General features: G+C 69.7%; 14 protein-coding genes. 9 read left to right on the top strand and 5 right to left on the bottom strand.

The features are described from left to right. Nucleotides 1–2 precede the first annotated feature (2 nt). The 4 genes from HUA75_RS35705 to HUA75_RS35690 all read left to right on the top strand — a co-directional run bounded on the left by HUA75_RS35705 (nucleotide 3) and on the right by HUA75_RS35690 (nucleotide 4029). Entirely contained in the window at nucleotides 3–1433 is a 1431-nt protein-coding gene (locus HUA75_RS35705; RefSeq protein ID WP_174488964.1) for a DUF2914 domain-containing protein, read from the top strand. A gap of 50 nt (nucleotides 1434–1483) precedes the next feature. Continuing rightward, nucleotides 1484–2014, top strand: a complete 531-nt coding sequence (locus HUA75_RS35700; protein ID WP_174488963.1) for a hypothetical protein — start codon at nucleotides 1484–1486, stop codon at nucleotides 2012–2014. A gap of 14 nt (nucleotides 2015–2028) precedes the next feature. Next, nucleotides 2029–2586 carry a DUF4123 domain-containing protein gene (locus HUA75_RS35695; protein ID WP_141642423.1) on the top strand — a complete coding sequence of 186 codons (558 nt, stop codon included), beginning with the start codon at nucleotides 2029–2031 and terminating at the stop codon, nucleotides 2584–2586. 273 nt (nucleotides 2587–2859) lie between these two features. Beyond that, nucleotides 2860–4029 (top strand): winged helix DNA-binding domain-containing protein, encoded by a 1170-nt coding sequence (locus tag HUA75_RS35690; protein WP_254614854.1) that lies wholly within the window; start codon nucleotides 2860–2862, stop codon nucleotides 4027–4029. Between the two features lie 114 nt (nucleotides 4030–4143). Here the strand turns inward: HUA75_RS35690 and HUA75_RS35685 are convergent, their stop codons facing one another. Beyond that, a complete protein-coding gene (locus HUA75_RS35685) occupies nucleotides 4144–5766 on the bottom strand; it encodes an aminopeptidase P family protein (RefSeq protein ID WP_174488961.1) in 1623 nt (540 codons plus the stop codon). Nucleotides 5767–5799: 33 nt separating this feature from the next. After that, nucleotides 5800–6564: a 16S rRNA (uracil(1498)-N(3))-methyltransferase gene (locus HUA75_RS35680; protein WP_174464171.1), complete on the bottom strand. Its 765-nt coding sequence runs from the start codon at nucleotides 6562–6564 to the stop codon at nucleotides 5800–5802. Nucleotides 6565–6710: 146 nt separating this feature from the next. On the opposite strand from HUA75_RS35680, the gene HUA75_RS35675 reads away from it, so the two are divergent. After that, nucleotides 6711–7904 carry a DTW domain-containing protein gene (locus HUA75_RS35675; RefSeq protein WP_174488960.1) on the top strand — a complete coding sequence of 398 codons (1194 nt, stop codon included), beginning with the start codon at nucleotides 6711–6713 and terminating at the stop codon, nucleotides 7902–7904. A 248-nt stretch (nucleotides 7905–8152) separates the two neighbouring features. On the opposite strand, the gene HUA75_RS35670 is transcribed toward HUA75_RS35675, so the two are convergent. Further along, a complete protein-coding gene (locus tag HUA75_RS35670; RefSeq protein ID WP_174488959.1) occupies nucleotides 8153–9985 on the bottom strand; it encodes a FecR domain-containing protein in 1833 nt (610 codons plus the stop codon). Beyond that, nucleotides 9972–10637: an RNA polymerase sigma factor gene (locus tag HUA75_RS35665; RefSeq protein WP_174458571.1), complete on the bottom strand. Its 666-nt coding sequence runs from the start codon at nucleotides 10635–10637 to the stop codon at nucleotides 9972–9974. The genes HUA75_RS35670 and HUA75_RS35665 overlap by 14 nt, the downstream gene beginning before the upstream one ends. A gap of 235 nt (nucleotides 10638–10872) precedes the next feature. Here HUA75_RS35665 and HUA75_RS35660 point away from each other — a divergent pair, with 235 nt between their 5' ends. Then, entirely contained in the window at nucleotides 10873–12063 is a 1191-nt protein-coding gene (locus HUA75_RS35660) for a hypothetical protein (protein WP_174464168.1), read from the top strand. A 34-nt stretch (nucleotides 12064–12097) separates the two neighbouring features. On the opposite strand, the gene HUA75_RS35655 is transcribed toward HUA75_RS35660, so the two are convergent. After that, a complete protein-coding gene (locus HUA75_RS35655) occupies nucleotides 12098–13099 on the bottom strand; it encodes a class I SAM-dependent methyltransferase (protein ID WP_141642416.1) in 1002 nt (333 codons plus the stop codon). 133 nt (nucleotides 13100–13232) lie between these two features. Between HUA75_RS35655 and HUA75_RS35650 the strand changes: the two genes are divergently transcribed. The 3 genes from HUA75_RS35650 to HUA75_RS35640 all read left to right on the top strand — a co-directional run bounded on the left by HUA75_RS35650 (nucleotide 13233) and on the right by HUA75_RS35640 (nucleotide 17258). Continuing rightward, a complete protein-coding gene (locus HUA75_RS35650; RefSeq protein ID WP_174488958.1) occupies nucleotides 13233–13994 on the top strand; it encodes a crotonase/enoyl-CoA hydratase family protein in 762 nt (253 codons plus the stop codon). Between the two features lie 49 nt (nucleotides 13995–14043). Continuing rightward, entirely contained in the window at nucleotides 14044–15189 is a 1146-nt protein-coding gene (locus HUA75_RS35645) for a cystathionine gamma-synthase (protein ID WP_141642414.1), read from the top strand. Nucleotides 15190–15380: 191 nt separating this feature from the next. Then, nucleotides 15381–17258, top strand: a complete 1878-nt coding sequence (locus HUA75_RS35640) for a metallophosphoesterase (protein ID WP_174488957.1) — start codon at nucleotides 15381–15383, stop codon at nucleotides 17256–17258. Nucleotides 17259–17264 lie beyond the last annotated feature (6 nt).

Below are 17264 nucleotides of genomic sequence, written 5' to 3'. Positions count from 1 at the left end.
CCGTGGTCACCGCCACTCAGCCCAACCCGTCCGAGAAGACCGAAGAGACCGCAGACCCGTCGGGTGCCCCGCCGGTCTCCAACGCCGTCACCAACGCCGCTGTCGTGTTGACGGATGCCCCACCGGGCGTCGCGCCCGCGGTGGTGGACCCCGATGACCTGGTGGCCACGGCGAAGACGCCCACGCTGATGGAGAAGGTGCAGGCGTTCCGCACCCGGCACGAGAAGTGGGAGATGGCCGCCTTCTTCTTCGGCGGCTTCCTCTACGACATCGTCTCGCTCAGCCGCATCGACGACACGCTGACGATGGTGCAGAGCTTCGCCTACCTGCTCATCCTGGCGACCCTCATCCTGTTGGAGCAGCGCTTTCCAGAGGGCACGCCGCCCCCGGGGGTGCTGTCGAAGGTGTGGCGCTGGCGCGAAGACGCCATCCACTTCTTCTTCGGAAGCCTCCTCAGCGTCTTCATGCTGCTCTTGTTCAAGAGCACGTCGGGCTTCACGCCGTACCTCTTCATCGTGGGCCTCTTCGGCCTGCTGGTGGCCAACGAGCTGCCGCGCTTCCGGCAACTGGGCCCCATCGTCCGCGTGTCGCTGCTCAGCCTCTGCGTGACGATGTACTTCGCCTTCCTCCTGCCCGTGCTCATCGGCCGGATGGGCTTCTGGGTGTTCCTGCTGGCCGTGTCCCTGGGCTGCGCGAGCGTGTTCGGCCTGATGCGGCTGATGGAGCGCCTGCGCCCGGATGTCGAGTACGTGGTGCGCAAGGTGGCGCTGCCGGGCTTCGGCGTACAGGCGGCGCTGCTGATCTGCTACCTGGTGGGCGTCATCCCGCCGATTCCCCTGGCCGTGCAGTACTCGGGCATCTTCCACGAGGTGAAGCGCGTCAGTCCGGGCCTGTACCAGCTCACCTCGGTGGACGACTCGCTCTGGTACAAGCCGTGGACGTGGTTTGGCCCGGACTTCGTGATTCGGCCCGGCGACAAGCCGTACTACTTCTTCCGCATCTTCGCCCCGAAGCACTTCGCGCCCTACAAGGTGCGCGTGCGCTGGTACTACGACCACCCGGAGAAGGGCTGGACGACCAGCGGCAACGGCTTCATCGCCAACGTCAGCAGCAACGGGACGGACGGCGGCTACCGCTTCTACGCCACCACGTCCAACCTGAAGCCCGGCAACTGGCGCGTGGTGCTGGAGACGGAGGCCGGCCACGAAATCAACCGCCTGTCCTTCACGGCCGGCCTGGACACTCGCACCGAGCCGCGCGACCTCAAGGTGGAGTACTCCACGCTCAAGGAGATCATCCCCCTCTCCGCCGAGGAGTGGGCGAAGACGCGCAAGCCTACCGACAAGGTTCCGGGTGAGACGGCACCGCCCGCGTCGGCTCCGCCCGACGAAGCCCCCATCCCCGTGGAAGTCGCACCCTCGCCCACGCCCTAGTCGCGCGCGGGGCCGTCACTTCGCGCGAAGCCCTGTGAGATACTGAGCTCATGCTTCCTCGCCGCAAGTCCTCCCATGCGCGGTCCTGGCTGCTGCCGGGAACGCAACTCGATTACGAGATTGCGCGCGCCGTCGACATGACGTTCGAGGACGGCGAGGGCTTCGCGCCGGTGGCGGGCGGGCTGGCCATCTGGCACCTGGACCGGTGGCTCGCGGGTTCGCGGGCGACGGTGTACTCGCTCTACGAGGCGCTGGGCGGCATGTGTCCCATGGGCCTGTCCACGTTGGAGCGCACGCACTTCGAGCAGCGGCTCAAGCAGCGGTTGGAGCGGGCCCTGCTCGATGGCGAGCTGACGGTGCGCGAGGTGCCGCTCGTACGTCACGTGCCGCCTCCGTTCACCGAGCCGGTGGTCATCGAACGCGAGGCTCCTATGGAGCGTCCCGCGCCTCCGCCTCCCGCGCTCGAGCAGGACATCGCCGCGCAGGTGCGCGCCTTGCGACAGGCGGCCGCCGACGGCACGCCCTTCTGCGAGGAGTGCGCGAAGAAGGCCCTGCAAGGGCCCCAGAAGCGCGCCGCCTGAAGGGGAGAACGAGGATGTCACCGCGCGCCAGACACTTGTCAGCGTTGCTCTGGGCCGCTCCGGAAGAGGGCTCGCCTCCGCTGGAGCGCTACGCCCTGCTCGACGCGGCCCGTGAGCCGCGCGTGTACTCGCTGATTCGCTGGGAGCCCGCCGCTTCGTGTCTCTACGAAGGGCGCATTCCCGCCGAGCTGGCCGAGGTGGCTCCCTACCTGGTCCGGCTGCGGCCCGATGCGCCCCTCCTGGGAGAGCTGCTCGGTACGGGGTGGGGCCGCGCGTGGGGGCTCTACGTCGAGGCGCCCGTCGCGCCGGAGTTGCTGCGCCGTCACTTCCGACGGTTCCTCAAGGTCCAGGACGAGCGGGGCAAGCGCCTCTACTTCCGCTACTACGACCCTCGAGTGCTCCGGACGTACCTGCCCACGTGCAACGCCGAGGAGCTCCAGTTCGTCTTCGGTCCCGTCCGCTCGTTCCTGATGGAGGACGAGGAGGGTTCGTCGCTGCTGCGCTTCTCGCTGCGCGACGGGGAACTCCTGCTCCAGCGCGTGCCGCTCCTGGCCGACACCGTCGCCGCCTGAGCTGCCGTGTTTCTTGTTGCGCGCGGGCGGCGGGGCGCCTGCCCAGATACCTGACATATGGCTGTCACGCCCGAGGGTCATGGTGCGTCTTACGAAGCCGTCGAGCTTCCGGACCCGCCCAGGACCCCAGGCCCCATGATTCCCATCCCCTTGATGTTCTTGCCTTTCCCCTTCATTCCGGCCGAAGAGACGCGTTCCAGGGTGGGCGGTGCGAAGAACCCGGGACGTCGCCAGCGCGTGGTTGCCGCACCCCGGAATGTGAAGGAGGTCGCCTTGTCGCCTCGAAGCAAGAGCCCGGCATCCGCCACCACCCCGCGTCGGAGCGGGAAGGGTGGACTGGCTCCGGTGCTGACGACGCGGGAGCTCAACCGGGCCCTGCTCCAGCGGCAGTACCTGCTGCGCCGGACGGCCAGCTCGCTCCCGGAGGTGATTGAGCACCTGGTGGGGCTTCAAGCGCAGGCCGGCAACGCGCCCTATCTGGCTCTCTGGACGCGGATGAAGGACTTCCAGCTCGACGACCTGACGCGGTGCTACCAGGAGCGCACCGTCGTTCGGGCGACGATGATGCGGTCCACGCAGCACCTCGTCACCGCGCGCGACTTCCAGCGCCTGCGGCCCACGCTCCAGGCGGTCCTGGACCGGATGATGAAACAGAGCGTCTATCCGCGGGAGCTGGTGGGGTTGGACCTGGACCTGGTGGTCGCCGAGGGACGGAAGCTGCTCGCCAAGGAGCCGTTGAGCACCGTGGAGTTGGGGCGTCGCCTCCAGGCGCGCTGGCCGGAGCGGGATGCTCGTGCGCTGAGCTTCGTGGTGCGGGTGGCTGAGCCGCTCGTCACCGTGCCTCCCTTCGGGACGTGGGGCGTGGGCGGAGAGGTGGAGTTCGCCACGTCGAAGTCGTGGTTCGGTGAGCCGCCAGGCCCCGCGCTGCCCCTGGAGGACGTGGTGCTGCGCTACCTGGGCGCCTTCGGTCCCGCGAGCGTGAAGGACATGCAGGCCTGGTCCGGGCTGATTCGACTGGCGGACACCGTCGAGCAGCTTCGTCCTCGGCTGCGAACGTTCCGCGACGAGCAGGGGGTCGAGCTGTTCGATGTGCCGGACGCGCCTCGGCCGGAAGGGGACACGCCGGCTCCGGTGCGCTTGGTGGCGGAGTTCGACAACCTGCTGCTGTCGCATGCGGAGCGCTCACGCATCATCTCCGAGCCCTACCGCAAGCGTGTCTTCACCATCAACGGCATCATCCGCCCGACGGTGCTGGTGGATGGCTTCGTGCGAGGGATGTGGAAGCTGGAGCGTGAGAAGGAGCGCGTCACGCTGCGCATCGAACCCTTTGAACGGATTGCGCGCGAGGACCGCGCGGCGCTGACGGAGGAGGGGGCGCGGCTGCTCGCCTTCGCCGCTCCTGACAGCCCGTCCCACGACGTCCACTTCGCGCCGGTGTCCTGACGCGAACGGGGGGCGTCGGGCTTCGCGCCACAAGGTGGGCTCGGAGCTTGTGACTCCGAGCCCCGCGTCGGGCGCCGAGAGTCGGACCGTCGGGCCCGACTCCGTCGCCGCGTGCTACTTGCGCTTGCCGGCCTTCGCCTTCTTCGCGGGGGCCTTCTTCGCGACGCGGGCCTGGGGCTTCTTCGCGGCGGACTTCTTCGCCTTCGCGGCCGGGGCCTTGTCGGCATTCCACAGGCCGCCCATCCACGCCTCGATGTCCTTCACCGTGCGCGGGATGTTGGCGGAGAGCACCTTGCAACCCCGGGCGGTGACGACGAGGTCGTCCTCGATGCGCACGCCGATGCCTCGGTAGCGCGCGGGCACCGTGAGGTCATCCTTCTGGAAGTACAGGCCCGGCTCCACCGTGAGCACCATGCCCGCCTGGAGCTTGCCGTACTTGTAGGCCTCCTGCCGCGCCTGCGCGCAGTCGTGCACGTCCAGGCCGAGCATGTGGCTGACGTTGTGCAACGAGTAGCGCTTGTAGAACTGGTGCTCGTCCTTGAGCGCCTCGGCCGCGCTCTCGAGGATGCCCAGCTTCTGCAGCCCCTCGGCCAGCACGCGCATGGCGGCGCGGTTGGGCTCCATGAAGTCGTTGCCCGGCTTCACCGCGGCGAAGGCCGCCTCCTGCGAGGCATACACGAGGTCGTAGATGGCCTTCTGCTCCGGTGTGAAGCGCCCGGAGATGGGCAGCGTGCGGGTGATGTCCGCCGTGTAGAGCGTGTGGCCCTCCACGCCCGCGTCCAGCAGCAGCAGGTCCCCGGGAACCAGCGGGCCGTCATTGCGCGTCCAGTGCAGCACGCACGCATGCGAGCCGCTGGCGGCGATGGTGTTGTAGCCCACGTCGTTGCCTTCCACGCGGGCGCGGAGGTTGAACACGCCCTCCACGTAGCGCTCGCTCTTGGCGACCTTCAGGCTGCGGATGACGTCCTCGAAGCCGCGCTGCGTGGCGTCGATGGAAATCTGGAGCTCGCGCAGCTCCTGCGAGTCCTTGATGAGCCGCATCTCCGACAGCGTGGTGGCCACCGCCTTGTCGCGCTCGCCGCCCTCCGTCACCGCGCCGTCCACCTTGGCCGAGTGGCCGCGCAGAACGCGCGAGGGCTTCGTCGCCGCGCCCTTGAGGCCCGTCAGGTAGTCCGCGAGCGTGTCCAGGCCGCGCGCCTCGTCCACGTCATGTCGCGCGCGGCTCTCCGGCACGCCCAGGCGCGGGCCCACCCACAGCTCGCCCTTCACGCGGTCCGTGAAGAACGTCGCGTTGGCGCGGCCCGGGTTGGGCTCCACGAAGAGGATGTCCGTGTGGCCACCGCCGTCCTTCGGCTCCAGCACCAGCACGCAGTCCGGCTCCAGGTTGCCCGTCAGGTAGTAGAAGTCCGTGCCGGGGCGGAAGCGGAAGTAGGTGTCGTTGGCGCGCACCTTCTCATGGCCCGTGGGGATGACCAGCGTCTCGCCGGGGAACGCCTGTGACAGCGCCTTGCGACGGGCCTTGAAGGCGTCCGCGTACTTGATGCGCGGAGGCAGCTTCTGCGCGGAGGGCTTCCACTGCTGAAGCATGAAGTCCAGCAGCGCGGGCGGCGGCACCGAGTCGTGGCTGGCGGGCTTCGCTGGCGCCTGCGGCTCGGACGTGACGAGGGGCTGCTGCTCACCGACCGCGGGCTGCGAGCTGTCGGAAGCGACCGGGGACGAAGGGATGGACGTGGCCATGGCGAGGCACTCTTCAACAGCGCCCCGCGCTCCTCAAGCCCGAGATGCATCCTGACGCGGAGCAGTGTCTTCCGCGAGAAGGGCTACTTGCCCGACGAGCACGGGAACCGCCGTCTCCACCCTGAGGATGCGAGGCCCCAGGGAGAACGGCCGAAAGCCGTGGGACTCCAACAGTTGGGCCTCGAACGACACCCAACCCCCATCGGGGCCGATGGCCAGGACGGAGCGCTGGCCGGGGGATGCTGACACGGCGCGCAGTGGCTGGCTCGCGGGCGGGTGGGGGAGCAGGCGGACGGCATCGGGGGGGAAGACGGTGTCGAGTTCGTCCTCGACGAAGGGGCGGAAGCGCTCGCGGACGAGGACCTCCGGCAGGTGGGTGTCGCGGGCCTGCTCCAGGCCCTGGAGGAGCAGCTCTCTCACGAAGGCGCCGTCGAGCACCTTGGAGTCGAAGTAGCTCTTCTCCACTCGGGCCGCGTTGACCAGGACGATGCGGTCCACGCCCAGCGAGGCCACGGCGGGGAGGACCTTCTTGAGCGCCTTGGGCCGGGGGATGGCGAGCAGCAGGTCGATGCGGGCGCGCGGCGGAGGCGGCTCGGTGAGGTCCACGCGCAGGTGGAGGACGCCGGGGCTGTTCTCCAGCACTTCGCCGGTGCCGATGAGTCCGCCGAGGCGGCCGACACGCAGGGATTCGCCGGGCTCGGCGCGGAGCACTTCGCGCGCATGCTGGGCGCGGCGGCCGGTGAGGCGCGCGGTGCCGTCCGGAAGGAAGTCCTCGTCGAAGAGCAGCAGCAGGTTCACGGGGAGCTTCTGTACCCCGGCCAGGGGGTGCCGTGGGGCCCTTCTTCCCTCCGGGGTGGCCCTGGAGCGCCCGGCTCCCTGACAGGTGGGGCGCCCTTCCACCAGCAGTGCTTGCCCGGCCCCGGGCCGTGCCGTAAAGCCGGGCTGTGCGTAACCTTTGTCTTCGCTGCCATCGCCCCGAGAGCACCTGCTACTGCTCGCAACTGCCGCCTCGGCTGGACACTCGCACCCGCGTCGTCTTCCTCCAGCACCCGCGTGAGCGCCGCGTGGCCATTGGCACCGCGCGCATGGCGCACCTGGCGCTGGCCAACTCCGAGCTTCACCACGGCGTCGACTTCACCGGCCACTCCCGGCTGGAGGAGCTGGCCGCGGACCCCGGGTCCGTCGCGGTCCTCTTCCCTGGTGAGGACGCCATCTCCGTGGAGCAGGCGCGTGCGCATCCGCCGAAGACGCTCATCGTGGTGGATGGCACCTGGCCACAGGCGAAGAAGGTCGTCGCCCGGAACCCGCTGCTCGCCGGGCTGCCGCGCATCGGCTTCGTGCCTCGCCGGCCGAGCAACTACCGCATCCGCGCGGAGCCCGCGGACCACTGCGTCTCCACCATCGAGGCGGTGGTGGAGATCCTCGGGCTGCTGGAAGGTGAGCCGGAGCGCTTCGACACGATGTTGAAGGCGTTCGAGTACATGGTGGACACGCAGTTGGGGCGACAGTCGACGCGGACGTCGCCGAACCGGCGCCGCATCCACTTTGGTCCGTGGCGTCCGCCGCAGGAACTGCGCTCGCTGGCGGAGGACTTCGAGAACCTCGTCGTCTTCTACGGCGAGGCGAATGCGCACCCGACGGGTGCGGACATCCCGCCGGAGCTGGTGCACGTGGTGGCGTGTCGTCCGGCCACGGGCGAGCGCTTCGAGGCCATCATCGCGCCCGAGCAGCCGCTGGCTCGCAGCACGACGTTGCACGTGGAGCTGGCGGAAGAGGTGCTGCGCGCGGGCGAGCCTCGGGTGCAGGCGCTCGAGCGGTTCGAGCGCTTCCTGCGTCCCGATGACGAGCTGGCGGTGTGGACGACGTTCGCGCTGGACCTGCTGTGGAGCGGCGGTGTGCAGCGCAGGCCCGCGAGGAACGTGCGGCTGGCCACGGCGCGTGCGTTGGAGGGCAAGGCCGGCGGTGTGGAGCACGCGATGGAGCTGCTGGCCGGTCCGGACGTGCCCTCGTGGGCACCCGGGCGCGCGGGCACGCGCATCCGCGCGCTGGAGTCCGTGCTGCGCGTGCTGGTGGAGCGTGGCCTCGCCCAGGAGCCGATGAAGCGGGTGAAGCAGCAGCGCACGGGCACCGAAGGCTGACGCGTCGGACACCGGGGTGCTCGCGGGCTTCGGCTGGTGAGTGGGCGATGTGGGCTTCGCGCCTGTCGCGACCGCCGAGCGCGTTCAGCTCGCCCGCGTGATGCGGGATTCGCGCGCGGCGTCATGTCGTGCTGGGGCCGCACGAGGGGGTGCCGCTGTCCTGCGGGATTCGCGCGCGGCGCCATGTCGTGCTGGGGCCGCACGAGGGGATGTCGCTAGCCTCATGACGCGAGGCCCTGTGCCGGGGTTCAGGGCAGCAGCGCGGTGCCGGCCTCTCGCGCGTACCGGCCGCGCGGGAAGTCGTTCAGGTACTGGCGATACTCCATCTTCGCGTCCTGCCCCTGGAGTCGCTCCTCGAAGCAGCGTGCGCGCAGATAGCGCGCCTGCTCGCGGTGGTCCGTGCGCGGGCTCTTGTCCGCGATTTCCTCCAGGCCCGCGAGGAAGTTCTCACACGTCCGTGGCCCCATCTGGATTCGCGCGTAGCCCAGGAACCGCTCGTCAGCGTCCTTCGACAGCAGGGACATCGGAATGAGTCCCTCCTTCTTCTTGGGCTGAGGACGCTCCGCCACCTGCACCGGCGGCTTCGTCTCGGGAACGTTGGGAGCCAGCTGCGCGGGAGGCAGCTTCTCCGTCACCGACGGCGCGGGGTAGGGCGCGAACTCCTGCGTGGGGTCCGCGGGATTCCGAGGAGTGGGGGCCGGCGAGGGCGTCGACGCGGCCACCGCGGTCGGCGGCGGTGACGTGGGCTCCACGGGGGACTTCTCCTTGACCTCCGATGCCTCTGGCGGAAGCGGAGCCTTCTCCTGTCGAGACTTCATGGATGCGGCCACCACCTTCGACTTGCGCTCCACCTTGTGGGAGGGCTCCGTTGCGAGGGCCGGCTTCACGGTGCTCGGCGTCTGGGGGGCATGGGCCACCGCCGGCACCACGCTCGGAGCTGCCTCGGGTGTGCTCGCACCTGTCGGCACCGTCGGGCCTGGCTCCTGCGTGGACGACTCGGTGGGAAGGTCCATCGAGTCGAGCGCATCACGGTCCGGTTCGGACAGCGGTTCCTGCTTCAGCGCGCCCCCCTGCTCGGACAACTCCACACGCTCGCCCGCGCCCACCATCCGCGCGGGCTGGCCCTGCAGCTCCACGCGGACTCGACCTTCGGAGACCGCCACCGATGCCCCCAGGGCCGTGCGCTCCACGGTGAACACCGTGCCCACCACCGACACTCGCAGGCCCGCGACGTCCACGAGGAAGCCACGGCGCTCCGCATGCGAGGCCTTCACGGACACCCGGCCCTGGCGCACCGTGAGGTGCACGTCGCTGGCCTCCGCGCGGGACAGCTCCACCTCCGAGTCCGACGACAACCTCACCCGGCTCGCGTCCGGCAGGCGCAACATCGCGGAGGCTCGCGCCGGAGTCTTCACCGCCGCCCCCGAGCGCAAACGCATCCCGGCCCGCAGCTCTCGCTCCGCGCCGCCGCGCTCGCGCATCACCGCGCCCGTCGTGCTCTCCGCTCGGGTCGAATCCTGCTCGGCGGGGGACGTGGGCGTGCCCATCGCCACCGTCGCCTCGGGAGGCGGAGCCGCTTGCTCCGCGAGCACCACTTCAGGAGGACGGGGACTCACGGACGGCCCTGTTGGACGGCCCATCCAGAGCGCGAACACCACGGCGCAGGTTCCCGCGAGCGCGAGCGCCCAGGGCCACGTCGGTCGGAATGACTTGTCTGCCCGTCGCGCGCTCACCGTTCTCACGGGCGACAAGGTCGCGGTGGACTTCCCCTCCTGTCGCGCGTGTTCCTCGCTCCCGGAGCGTCGCGCCGTCGCGGTGCTCCACGGCCATCGGGACCGCCAGGACTTCACCTCCAGCCGCGCGGCGGCCTCGGCGCGCAGCTTCGTGCCCACCGCGTCCCAGTTCACCTGGGGCTCCACGCTCCTGGCCTCGTGCAGCACGGCGCGGCTGGCCCGCACCTGCTCCCACTCGGCGGTGCACGTCGCGCAGCTCGACAGGTGCGTGCGCGTGCTCGCCGTCTCCTCGGCGCTCAGCTCGTTCGCCGCCAGCGCCCACAGCGCCCGTGCCTCAGGGTGCGCCATGAGGGCCTCCAGGGCGGCGGGTGGCGAGCAGTCGCTGCATGGCCTCGTTGAACTCCAATCGCGCGTGGTGCAGGCGGCTGCGGACCGTGTTGGGAGAGCTTCCCACGGCCTCGGCGATTTCGTCCGGGCTCATTCCGCACAGCTCGTAGTACACGAAGACGATTCGCTTCTTCGGCTTGAGCTTCTCCAGCGCCGCCTCCACCAACCGAGCGGCCTGCCGCCGCGATGCGGCACGCTCCGGGTCCTCGTCCGGAGACTCTTGCTCGGGTGGCTCCGCGACCGAGTCCTCCGGCCTGCGCCGTTTCCAGCGCAGATGCGACAGCGCCACGTTCGAGCACACCCGGTAGAAGAACGTCCGGAAGCGCGACTCGCCCCTGAAGCCCTTCACCGCCGTCAAGAGCCGCAGGTACACCTCCTGGAGCAGGTCCTCCACGTCCACGCGATTGCCCACCAGGTGCCGCAAGGTGCGCGCGGCGTCCACCCGGGTCAGCTCGTAGAGGTGCTCGAAGGCCGTGGTGTCTCCTTCCTGGAGCCGGCGCACCAGCGACTGGAGCTGGGGCTCATCCGACGTGGGAGGTGAGGAAGGGCCCTGTCCAGGGCGCTCCTCGGGCGAGGCGGCCGGCGCCAATGCCTGGGCTTCGCGGAAGATCACCGGACGCTCTCCCTCCGGGACGCGCCATGAGGTCCCCCCCTGTAGGAGCGCCCCACCGTCCATGTGAAAGGTCCAGGCCAGCACACTACCTCCGTGCCCCTGGGTCGCCGCAGCGACGTGACCCGATCAAAAAAGATTTTTGATCAGCCGTCAGCGCCTTGGAGTCGAACGCGGGTGAAACCGGACAACCCACCCGGTGGCCGGACCGGTTCCCCGAAGCATGGAGTCCCCGCTCATGAGGCACCACCCCGCACGCGGCCTGCTGGCGCCGCTCCTCGTGTTGTTCGCATTCTCTGGCTGCATCATCCACGAGAACGATGACAGTTGGCTGGACGACGAGGAACTCTGCTACTGCGCCACCAACGCCGACTGTGACGCCGACCAGTACTGCCGTGCGGGCTACTGTCGCGACCTGGGGCCCAACGCGGATCGGTGTACCTCCACGCTCGAATGCCCCGGCACGGAGATCTGCATCAACTCCGTCTGCAATCAGCCCTGCACCCGCACCGCCGAGTGCTCCTCCGGTGGCAGGTGCGAGGACGGCTTCTGCACCCCGAGTAGTTCGCGGCCGCCGCGTGACGGCGGCACTCCCGATTCCGGCCCGAAGCCCGACGGTGGTCCTCGCCCGGATGGCGGCGGTCGTCCCGACGCGGGTCCTCCCGACGGGGGGCATCCTCCGATGGATGCGGGTCCGGGGCCCGTGTGCCAGGTGAACGCGGACTGCGGCACGGGGAACTACTGCATCAACAACCAGTGTCACCGCGGCTGCGCGACGGATGGGCAGTGCTCCAGCACCGAGGCGTGTGTCTTCGGCGTGTGCCGCCCGCGTCCGCCGGACCCGAACGCGTGCCGCACGGCGGCGGATTGCTCGGGTGGCAAGGACTGCGTGGACGGCCAGTGCCGTGCGCAGTGCGAGTCCACCACGCAGTGCCCCGCGGACCAGTCCTGCCAGATTGGCTACTGCCTGCCCATTCCCCACGGCGGTGAGTGCCGCGCCAACTGCGAGTGCCCCTCGGGCCAGGTCTGCACGAACGGCCAGTGCCGCTCCACGGAGCCGGAACCGGGTCAGACGTGCCTGGCGAACTGCGACTGCCCCTCCGGTCAGGTCTGCACCAGCGGCTACTGCCGTCCTCCCGCGCCGCCGCCTCCTCCGCCCGACGCGGGCCCGGGCAATGCCTGCGCCGCCAACTGCGACTGTCCTTCAGGTCAGGTGTGCACGAACAACTACTGCCGCGCGCCTCCGCCTCCGACGCCGCAGGATGCGGGCACCACCACGGTGTGCCGCGCCAACTGCGAGTGCCCGGCGGGAGAGGCCTGCATGGAGGGCGCGTGCAAGCCCGTCAACCGAGGGAGCGGCAAGGCCTGCGTGGCCAACTGCGAGTGCCCCGCGGGAGAGCGCTGCCAGGAAAACGTCTGCTGGCTGTAGTCCGTCATGACGGGTGGCGCGCTGAGGTCCGTCCTCAGGGCGCCACCATCCGCCAGCAGCGGTGGATGTCCTTGCGCTGGAAGTCCTCGGGGATGGAGGCCGGTGTGAGCTCCTCCACGGACTTCCAGCCGCGCGTCGCCTTGGCGTCGAGCTGGAAGCCGAGGAAGTTGTTGGAGAAGTAGAGGACGCCTCCGGGTGACAACAGTGTCCGGAGTGCGTCCAGCAGGCGCGGGTGGTCTCTCTGCACGTTGAACGAGCCCGTCATCTTCTTCGAGGTGGAGAAGGAGGGCGGGTCGCAGACGATGAGGTCAAAGCGCTCGGGGCCCCGGGCCTGGGCCTCCACCCACGCCTTCGCGTCCGCGCGGATGAGTTCGTGGCGCGAGCTCGCCAGTCCATTCAGGTCCAGGTTGTCCTCGGCCCAGTCCAGGTACGAGTTGGACAGGTCCACCGTCACCGTGCTCGCGGCGCCACCCGCGGCGGCGTACACGGTGAACGCGCCCGTGTACGCGAAGAGGTTGAGGAAGCGCTTGCCCCTGGCCTCCTCGCGCACGCGCTGCCGGGTGTCGCGATGGTCCATGAAGAGGCCGGTGTCCAGGTAGTCGCCCAGGTTGACCCAGAACTTCAGGCCCCGCTCCTCCACCACGAGCCGTCCACTGCCCTGGCCCACGCGGCCGTACTGCGCGCGACCCCAGGGCTGGGGCGTGTGCGTCTTGACGAAGACGCGCTCGGCGGGAACCTCCAGCACCTCCGTCACCGCCGCGAGCACCTCCGTGCGCTGCGTCTCCGCCGTGCCGGACTTGAGCGCGCGTCGGCGCGGGTACTCGGTGACGTGGACGCAGTCGCCGTAGATATCCACCGCGAAGGGGTACTCGGGGATGTCCCGGTCATAGACGCGGAACGACGTCAGCCCCCGGGCCTGGGCCCACTTGCGAAAGTGCTTCGCGCCCTTGCGCAGCCGGTTGGCGAACATGGCCGCCTCGGTCGTCCCGGGTGTCTCGTTGCCGCCGTTGCCGTGGGTATCTTGTGGGTCAGCCATCTCGGCCCCACTCATCCCTGACTCGCGGACGGACGACAAGCTCGGAGAGGCCGCTTCGGGCGGGCAGGTGACGAAGCGCACGCCCCCCGCGCGGGCATTGCGGCGAGTGCTGGGGGAGGGAAGACTCGGCGCCATGAGTGTGCGCGTCGAGAAGAGCGGCCCCATCACCACCGTCGTCCTCCAGCGGCCCGTGGTGCGCAACGCGGTGGACGGCGCCACCGCCCAGCTCCTGGCTGACGCCTTCCGCTCCTTTGATGCCGATTCCGACGCGCGCGTGGGTGTGCTGTACGGCGACGGCGGCACCTTCTGCGCGGGCGCGGACCTCAAGGCCGTCTCCGAGGGCCGCATGCCGCGCCTTCAAGTCGACGGGGACGGCCCCATGGGCCCGTCGCGCATGGTGCTGAGCAAGCCCGTCATCGCGGCGATTTCAGGCCACGCCGTGGCGGGTGGCCTGGAGCTGGCGTTGTGGTGCGACTTGCGTGTGGCGGAGGAGGACGCGGTGCTGGGCGTCTTCTGCCGGCGCTGGGGCGTGCCGCTCATCGACGGCGGCACCGTGCGTTTGCCCCGGCTCATCGGCCTGTCTCGGGCCATGGACCTCATCCTCACCGGACGCCCCGTGTCGGCTCAGGAGGCGCTGGCCATGGGACTGGTCAACCGCGTGGTGCGCCGCGGGCAGGCACGCGAGGCGGCCGAAGCGCTCGCCCGGGAAGTGGCCGCGTTTCCGCAGGCTTGCATGAACGCGGACCGGGCTTCGGCCTACGCCCAGGGGGGCCTGGGCCTGGAAGAAGCGCTGCGTCAGGAGTTCGTGGGGGGCGTGAAGGTGCTGGAATCGGAGTCCATCGCCGGGGCCACCCGCTTCGCGAAGGGGGCGGGGCGGCACGGGACGTTCGAGTAGGGCAGCGGGGCTGATGCACGGCCCAGGGGGCTGTGTTACTCCCCCGCCCATGCGCTTCGACACTCTCGCCATCCATGCCGGTCAGGAGCCGGACCCCACGACGGGCGCCATCATGACCCCCGTCTACCTGACCTCCACCTACGTCCAGGACGGGCCCGGAGAGCACAAGGGCTACGAGTACAGCCGGACGCAGAACCCCACCCGCAAGGCGCTCCAGGACTGTCTGGCCGCGCTCGAGGGCGCGAAGTACGGCGCCGCCTTCGCCTCCGGCCTCGCGGGCACGGACATGCTGATGCACATGTTGGATCACGGTGACCACGTCATCGTCTCCGACGACGTCTACGGAGGCACCTTCCGCCTCTTCGACAAGGTCTACAAGCGCTGCGGCCTGAACTTCTCCTTCGTCGACCTGTCCGACCCGAGAGCCTTCGAGGCGGCGATTACGCCGAAGACGAAGATGGTGTGGGTGGAGACCCCCACCAATCCGATGCTCAAGCTCATCGACCTGGCGCGCATCGCCGAGGTCGCCAAGAAGCACAACATCCTCGCCGTCGCCGACAACACGTTCATGACGCCGTACTTCCAGCGCCCGCTGGACCTCGGCTTCGACGTGGTGGCGCACTCCACCACCAAGTACCTCAACGGACACAGCGACGTGGTGGGCGGCTTCGTCTGCACCAGCCGCGAGGACGTGGCCGAGCGGATGTACTTCCTCCAGAACGCGGTGGGCGGCGTGTCCGGCGCCTTCGACAGCTTCCTCGTGCTGCGCGGCGTGAAGACGCTCCATGTCCGCATGGACCGCCACGCGCACAACGCGATGAAGGTGTCCCAGTTCCTGGCCACGCACCCCAAGGTGAAGAAGGTCACCTACCCGGGCCTGGAGACGCATCCGCAGCACGCGCTCGCGCGCCAGCAGATGACGGGCTTCGGCGGCATGCTGACGTTCGACATCCACGGCGGCCTGGAGGCGGCGCGCCGCTTCCTCAAGACGGTGAAGGTCTTCGCCTGCGCGGAGTCGCTCGGCGGCGTCGAGTCCCTCATCGAGCACCCGGCCATCATGACCCACGCCTCCGTGCCCAAGGAGACGCGCGAGAAGCTCGGCATCGCCGATGGCTTCATCCGCCTGTCCGTCGGCATCGAGGACTCGCGCGACCTCATCGATGACCTGTCCCAGGCGCTCGACGCGGTGAAGTAACCGCGTCAGCCCCCGCGCCTGGCGGGCTTCCAAGGGCCTCCCCGCTCCCTCGCATCTGGGACGCGCGGAGGCCCTTCGTCTGTCCATGCCCTGCCAGCCGTGGCTCGCGCTCGGCTGCCCTGCCGCCTGGGGGGAAGGGCGAGTGTTCTCCAATGGAATGTCGCCAGATGGGTTCCGTTTGGGCTCCCATCATGAGCGACCGACGCAATCTCTCCACATGCTTCCTGGGCGTGCTGCTCGCGGCCGTTGCTGGCTGCGACGAGCCCCCCGCGTCCGCCGACCAGGACGTCGTTCCACCCGAAGTCCCCGCGACGGAGTCGCAGGTCTCCGAGGCCGCCTTGACGGCGCCCGACTGCCGCATGCTCACCACCGCCTCCGTGACGGCCAGCGGTGACGACGGTGATGGCAGCGTCGCGGCCAACTCGCAGGACGACAACCTGGACACGCGCTGGAGTGGTCCGGGCAAGGGCGCGTTCCTCATCATGGACCTGGGCGAGTCCCAGACGCTGGTGGGGACCACCGTCGCGTGGCACCGGGGCAATGAGCGACAGAACCACTTCGTCCTCTCCACGTCCGAGGACGGCGCCACCTTCACCCAGGCATATGCGGCCGACAGCGCGTTGAACAACCAGGCGCAGACGTATGCGTTCAGCGCGCGCAAGGCCCGCTACGTGCGCATCACCGTGAATGGCAACACGGTGAATGACTGGGCCTCCATCGCGGAGACGCGCGCGTGTGGTGAGCAGACCGCGCCGCCCGCGCCCACCGCGGACTCCGGGCCGGTGTTGCCGCGCCTGCCGTATCTCCAGAGCGTGGGGCCCACGAGCGCCATCGTCGTGTTTCGCTCCGGCGTGTCCTGCACGCCCTTCGTCCGCTTCGGCGAGGGCACGTTGCCGGCGCGCACGGCGACGGCCACCGTCGCGGGCTGGCGTCACGCGGTGAAGCTGGAGGGCCTGCAGCCGGGCCGCGCGTATGGCTACAGCGTGGAGGCGTGTGGCTCCGTCACGGGGCTGCGGACGTTCCGCACGGCCTCGGCGCCGGGGACGCGGCGCGTGCGCTTCACCACGATGGGTGACTTCGGCACGGGCGGCTCCGCGCAGTCGAAGGTGATGGCGATGATGAACAAGCCGGAGTGGCGCGGAGAGTTCCTCGTCGCGCTGGGGGACAACGCCTACTCCTCTGGTACCGAGCAGGAGTTCCAGGACCGGATGTTCAAGCCCATGGGGGCCCTGCTGCGCGAGGTGCCGGTGTTCCCCTCACTGGGCAATCACGAGTACGTGACGAACCAGGGGCAGCCCTACCTGGACAACTTCTACCTGCCCACCAACAACCCGGCGAAGAGCGAGCGCTACTACTCGTTCGACTGGGGCAACGTGCACTTCACCGCGCTCGACTCCAACTGCGCCATCGGCATGGCGTCTTCGGACCGGTGCTCGGCGGCGGCGCAGAAGACGTGGGCCGAGCAGGACCTGGCGGCCAGCGCGCTGCCGTGGAAGGTCGTCTTCTTCCACCACCCGCCCTGGTCCAGCGGAGAGCACGGCTCGCAGCTCACCATGCGCCGCACGTACGGCCCGCTCTTCGAGAAGTACGGCGTGGACCTGGTGCTCACCGGGCATGACCACAACTACGAGCGCAGCAAGCCGATGAAGGGAGACGCCGTGGCGCCGTCGGGCACGCGTGGCATTCCCTATGTCGTGGTGGGCAGCGGCGGCGCGACGCTGCGTCCCTTCGCGGGCAGCCAGCCCTCGTGGACGGCCCTGCGCGACAACCAGGTGTATGGCTTCATGGACGTGGTGGTGGACGGCGGCACGCTGACGGCGCGGCTCATCACCTCCACGGGCACGGTGCGCGACACCCTCACGGTGACGAAGTCGCAGCCGGCGGTGCGCACGTCGTCCCAGGCCCAGAAGCTGGAGCCGATGGAGACGGTGCCTGGACCCGTGGATGACCCGGCCCACATGCCGGAGAGCCTGAGGGTTCGGCCTCCGCTGCCTCCAGCGGACCGGCTGGAGGACGTGGCCGACGCGCCCGAGCCTCCCGCGCGGACCGAAGCCCCCGAGTCCGAGTAGGCCCGG

This window comes from Myxococcus sp. CA040A (assembly GCF_013336725.1).
GTDB classification, from domain to species: Bacteria; Myxococcota; Myxococcia; order Myxococcales; family Myxococcaceae; genus Myxococcus; species Myxococcus llanfairpwllgwyngyllgogerychwyrndrobwllllantysiliogogogochensis.
This window is presented reverse-complemented; position numbering and strand designations above follow the sequence as displayed.

Coding starts and splice junctions, on each gene's coding strand:
- HUA75_RS35700 (WP_174488963.1), top strand. CDS start 1,484: ATGCTTCCTCGCCGCAAGTCCTCCCATGCGCGGTCCTGGCTGCTGCCG.
- HUA75_RS35695 (WP_141642423.1), top strand. CDS start 2,029: ATGTCACCGCGCGCCAGACACTTGTCAGCGTTGCTCTGGGCCGCTCCG.
- HUA75_RS35685 (WP_174488961.1), bottom strand. CDS start 5,766: ATGGCCACGTCCATCCCTTCGTCCCCGGTCGCTTCCGACAGCTCGCAG.
- HUA75_RS35670 (WP_174488959.1), bottom strand. CDS start 9,985: ATGGCGCACCCTGAGGCACGGGCGCTGTGGGCGCTGGCGGCGAACGAG.
- HUA75_RS35660 (WP_174464168.1), top strand. CDS start 10,873: ATGAGGCACCACCCCGCACGCGGCCTGCTGGCGCCGCTCCTCGTGTTG.
- HUA75_RS35655 (WP_141642416.1), bottom strand. CDS start 13,099: ATGGCTGACCCACAAGATACCCACGGCAACGGCGGCAACGAGACACCC.
- HUA75_RS35650 (WP_174488958.1), top strand. CDS start 13,233: ATGAGTGTGCGCGTCGAGAAGAGCGGCCCCATCACCACCGTCGTCCTC.
- HUA75_RS35645 (WP_141642414.1), top strand. CDS start 14,044: ATGCGCTTCGACACTCTCGCCATCCATGCCGGTCAGGAGCCGGACCCC.
- HUA75_RS35640 (WP_174488957.1), top strand. CDS start 15,381: ATGAGCGACCGACGCAATCTCTCCACATGCTTCCTGGGCGTGCTGCTC.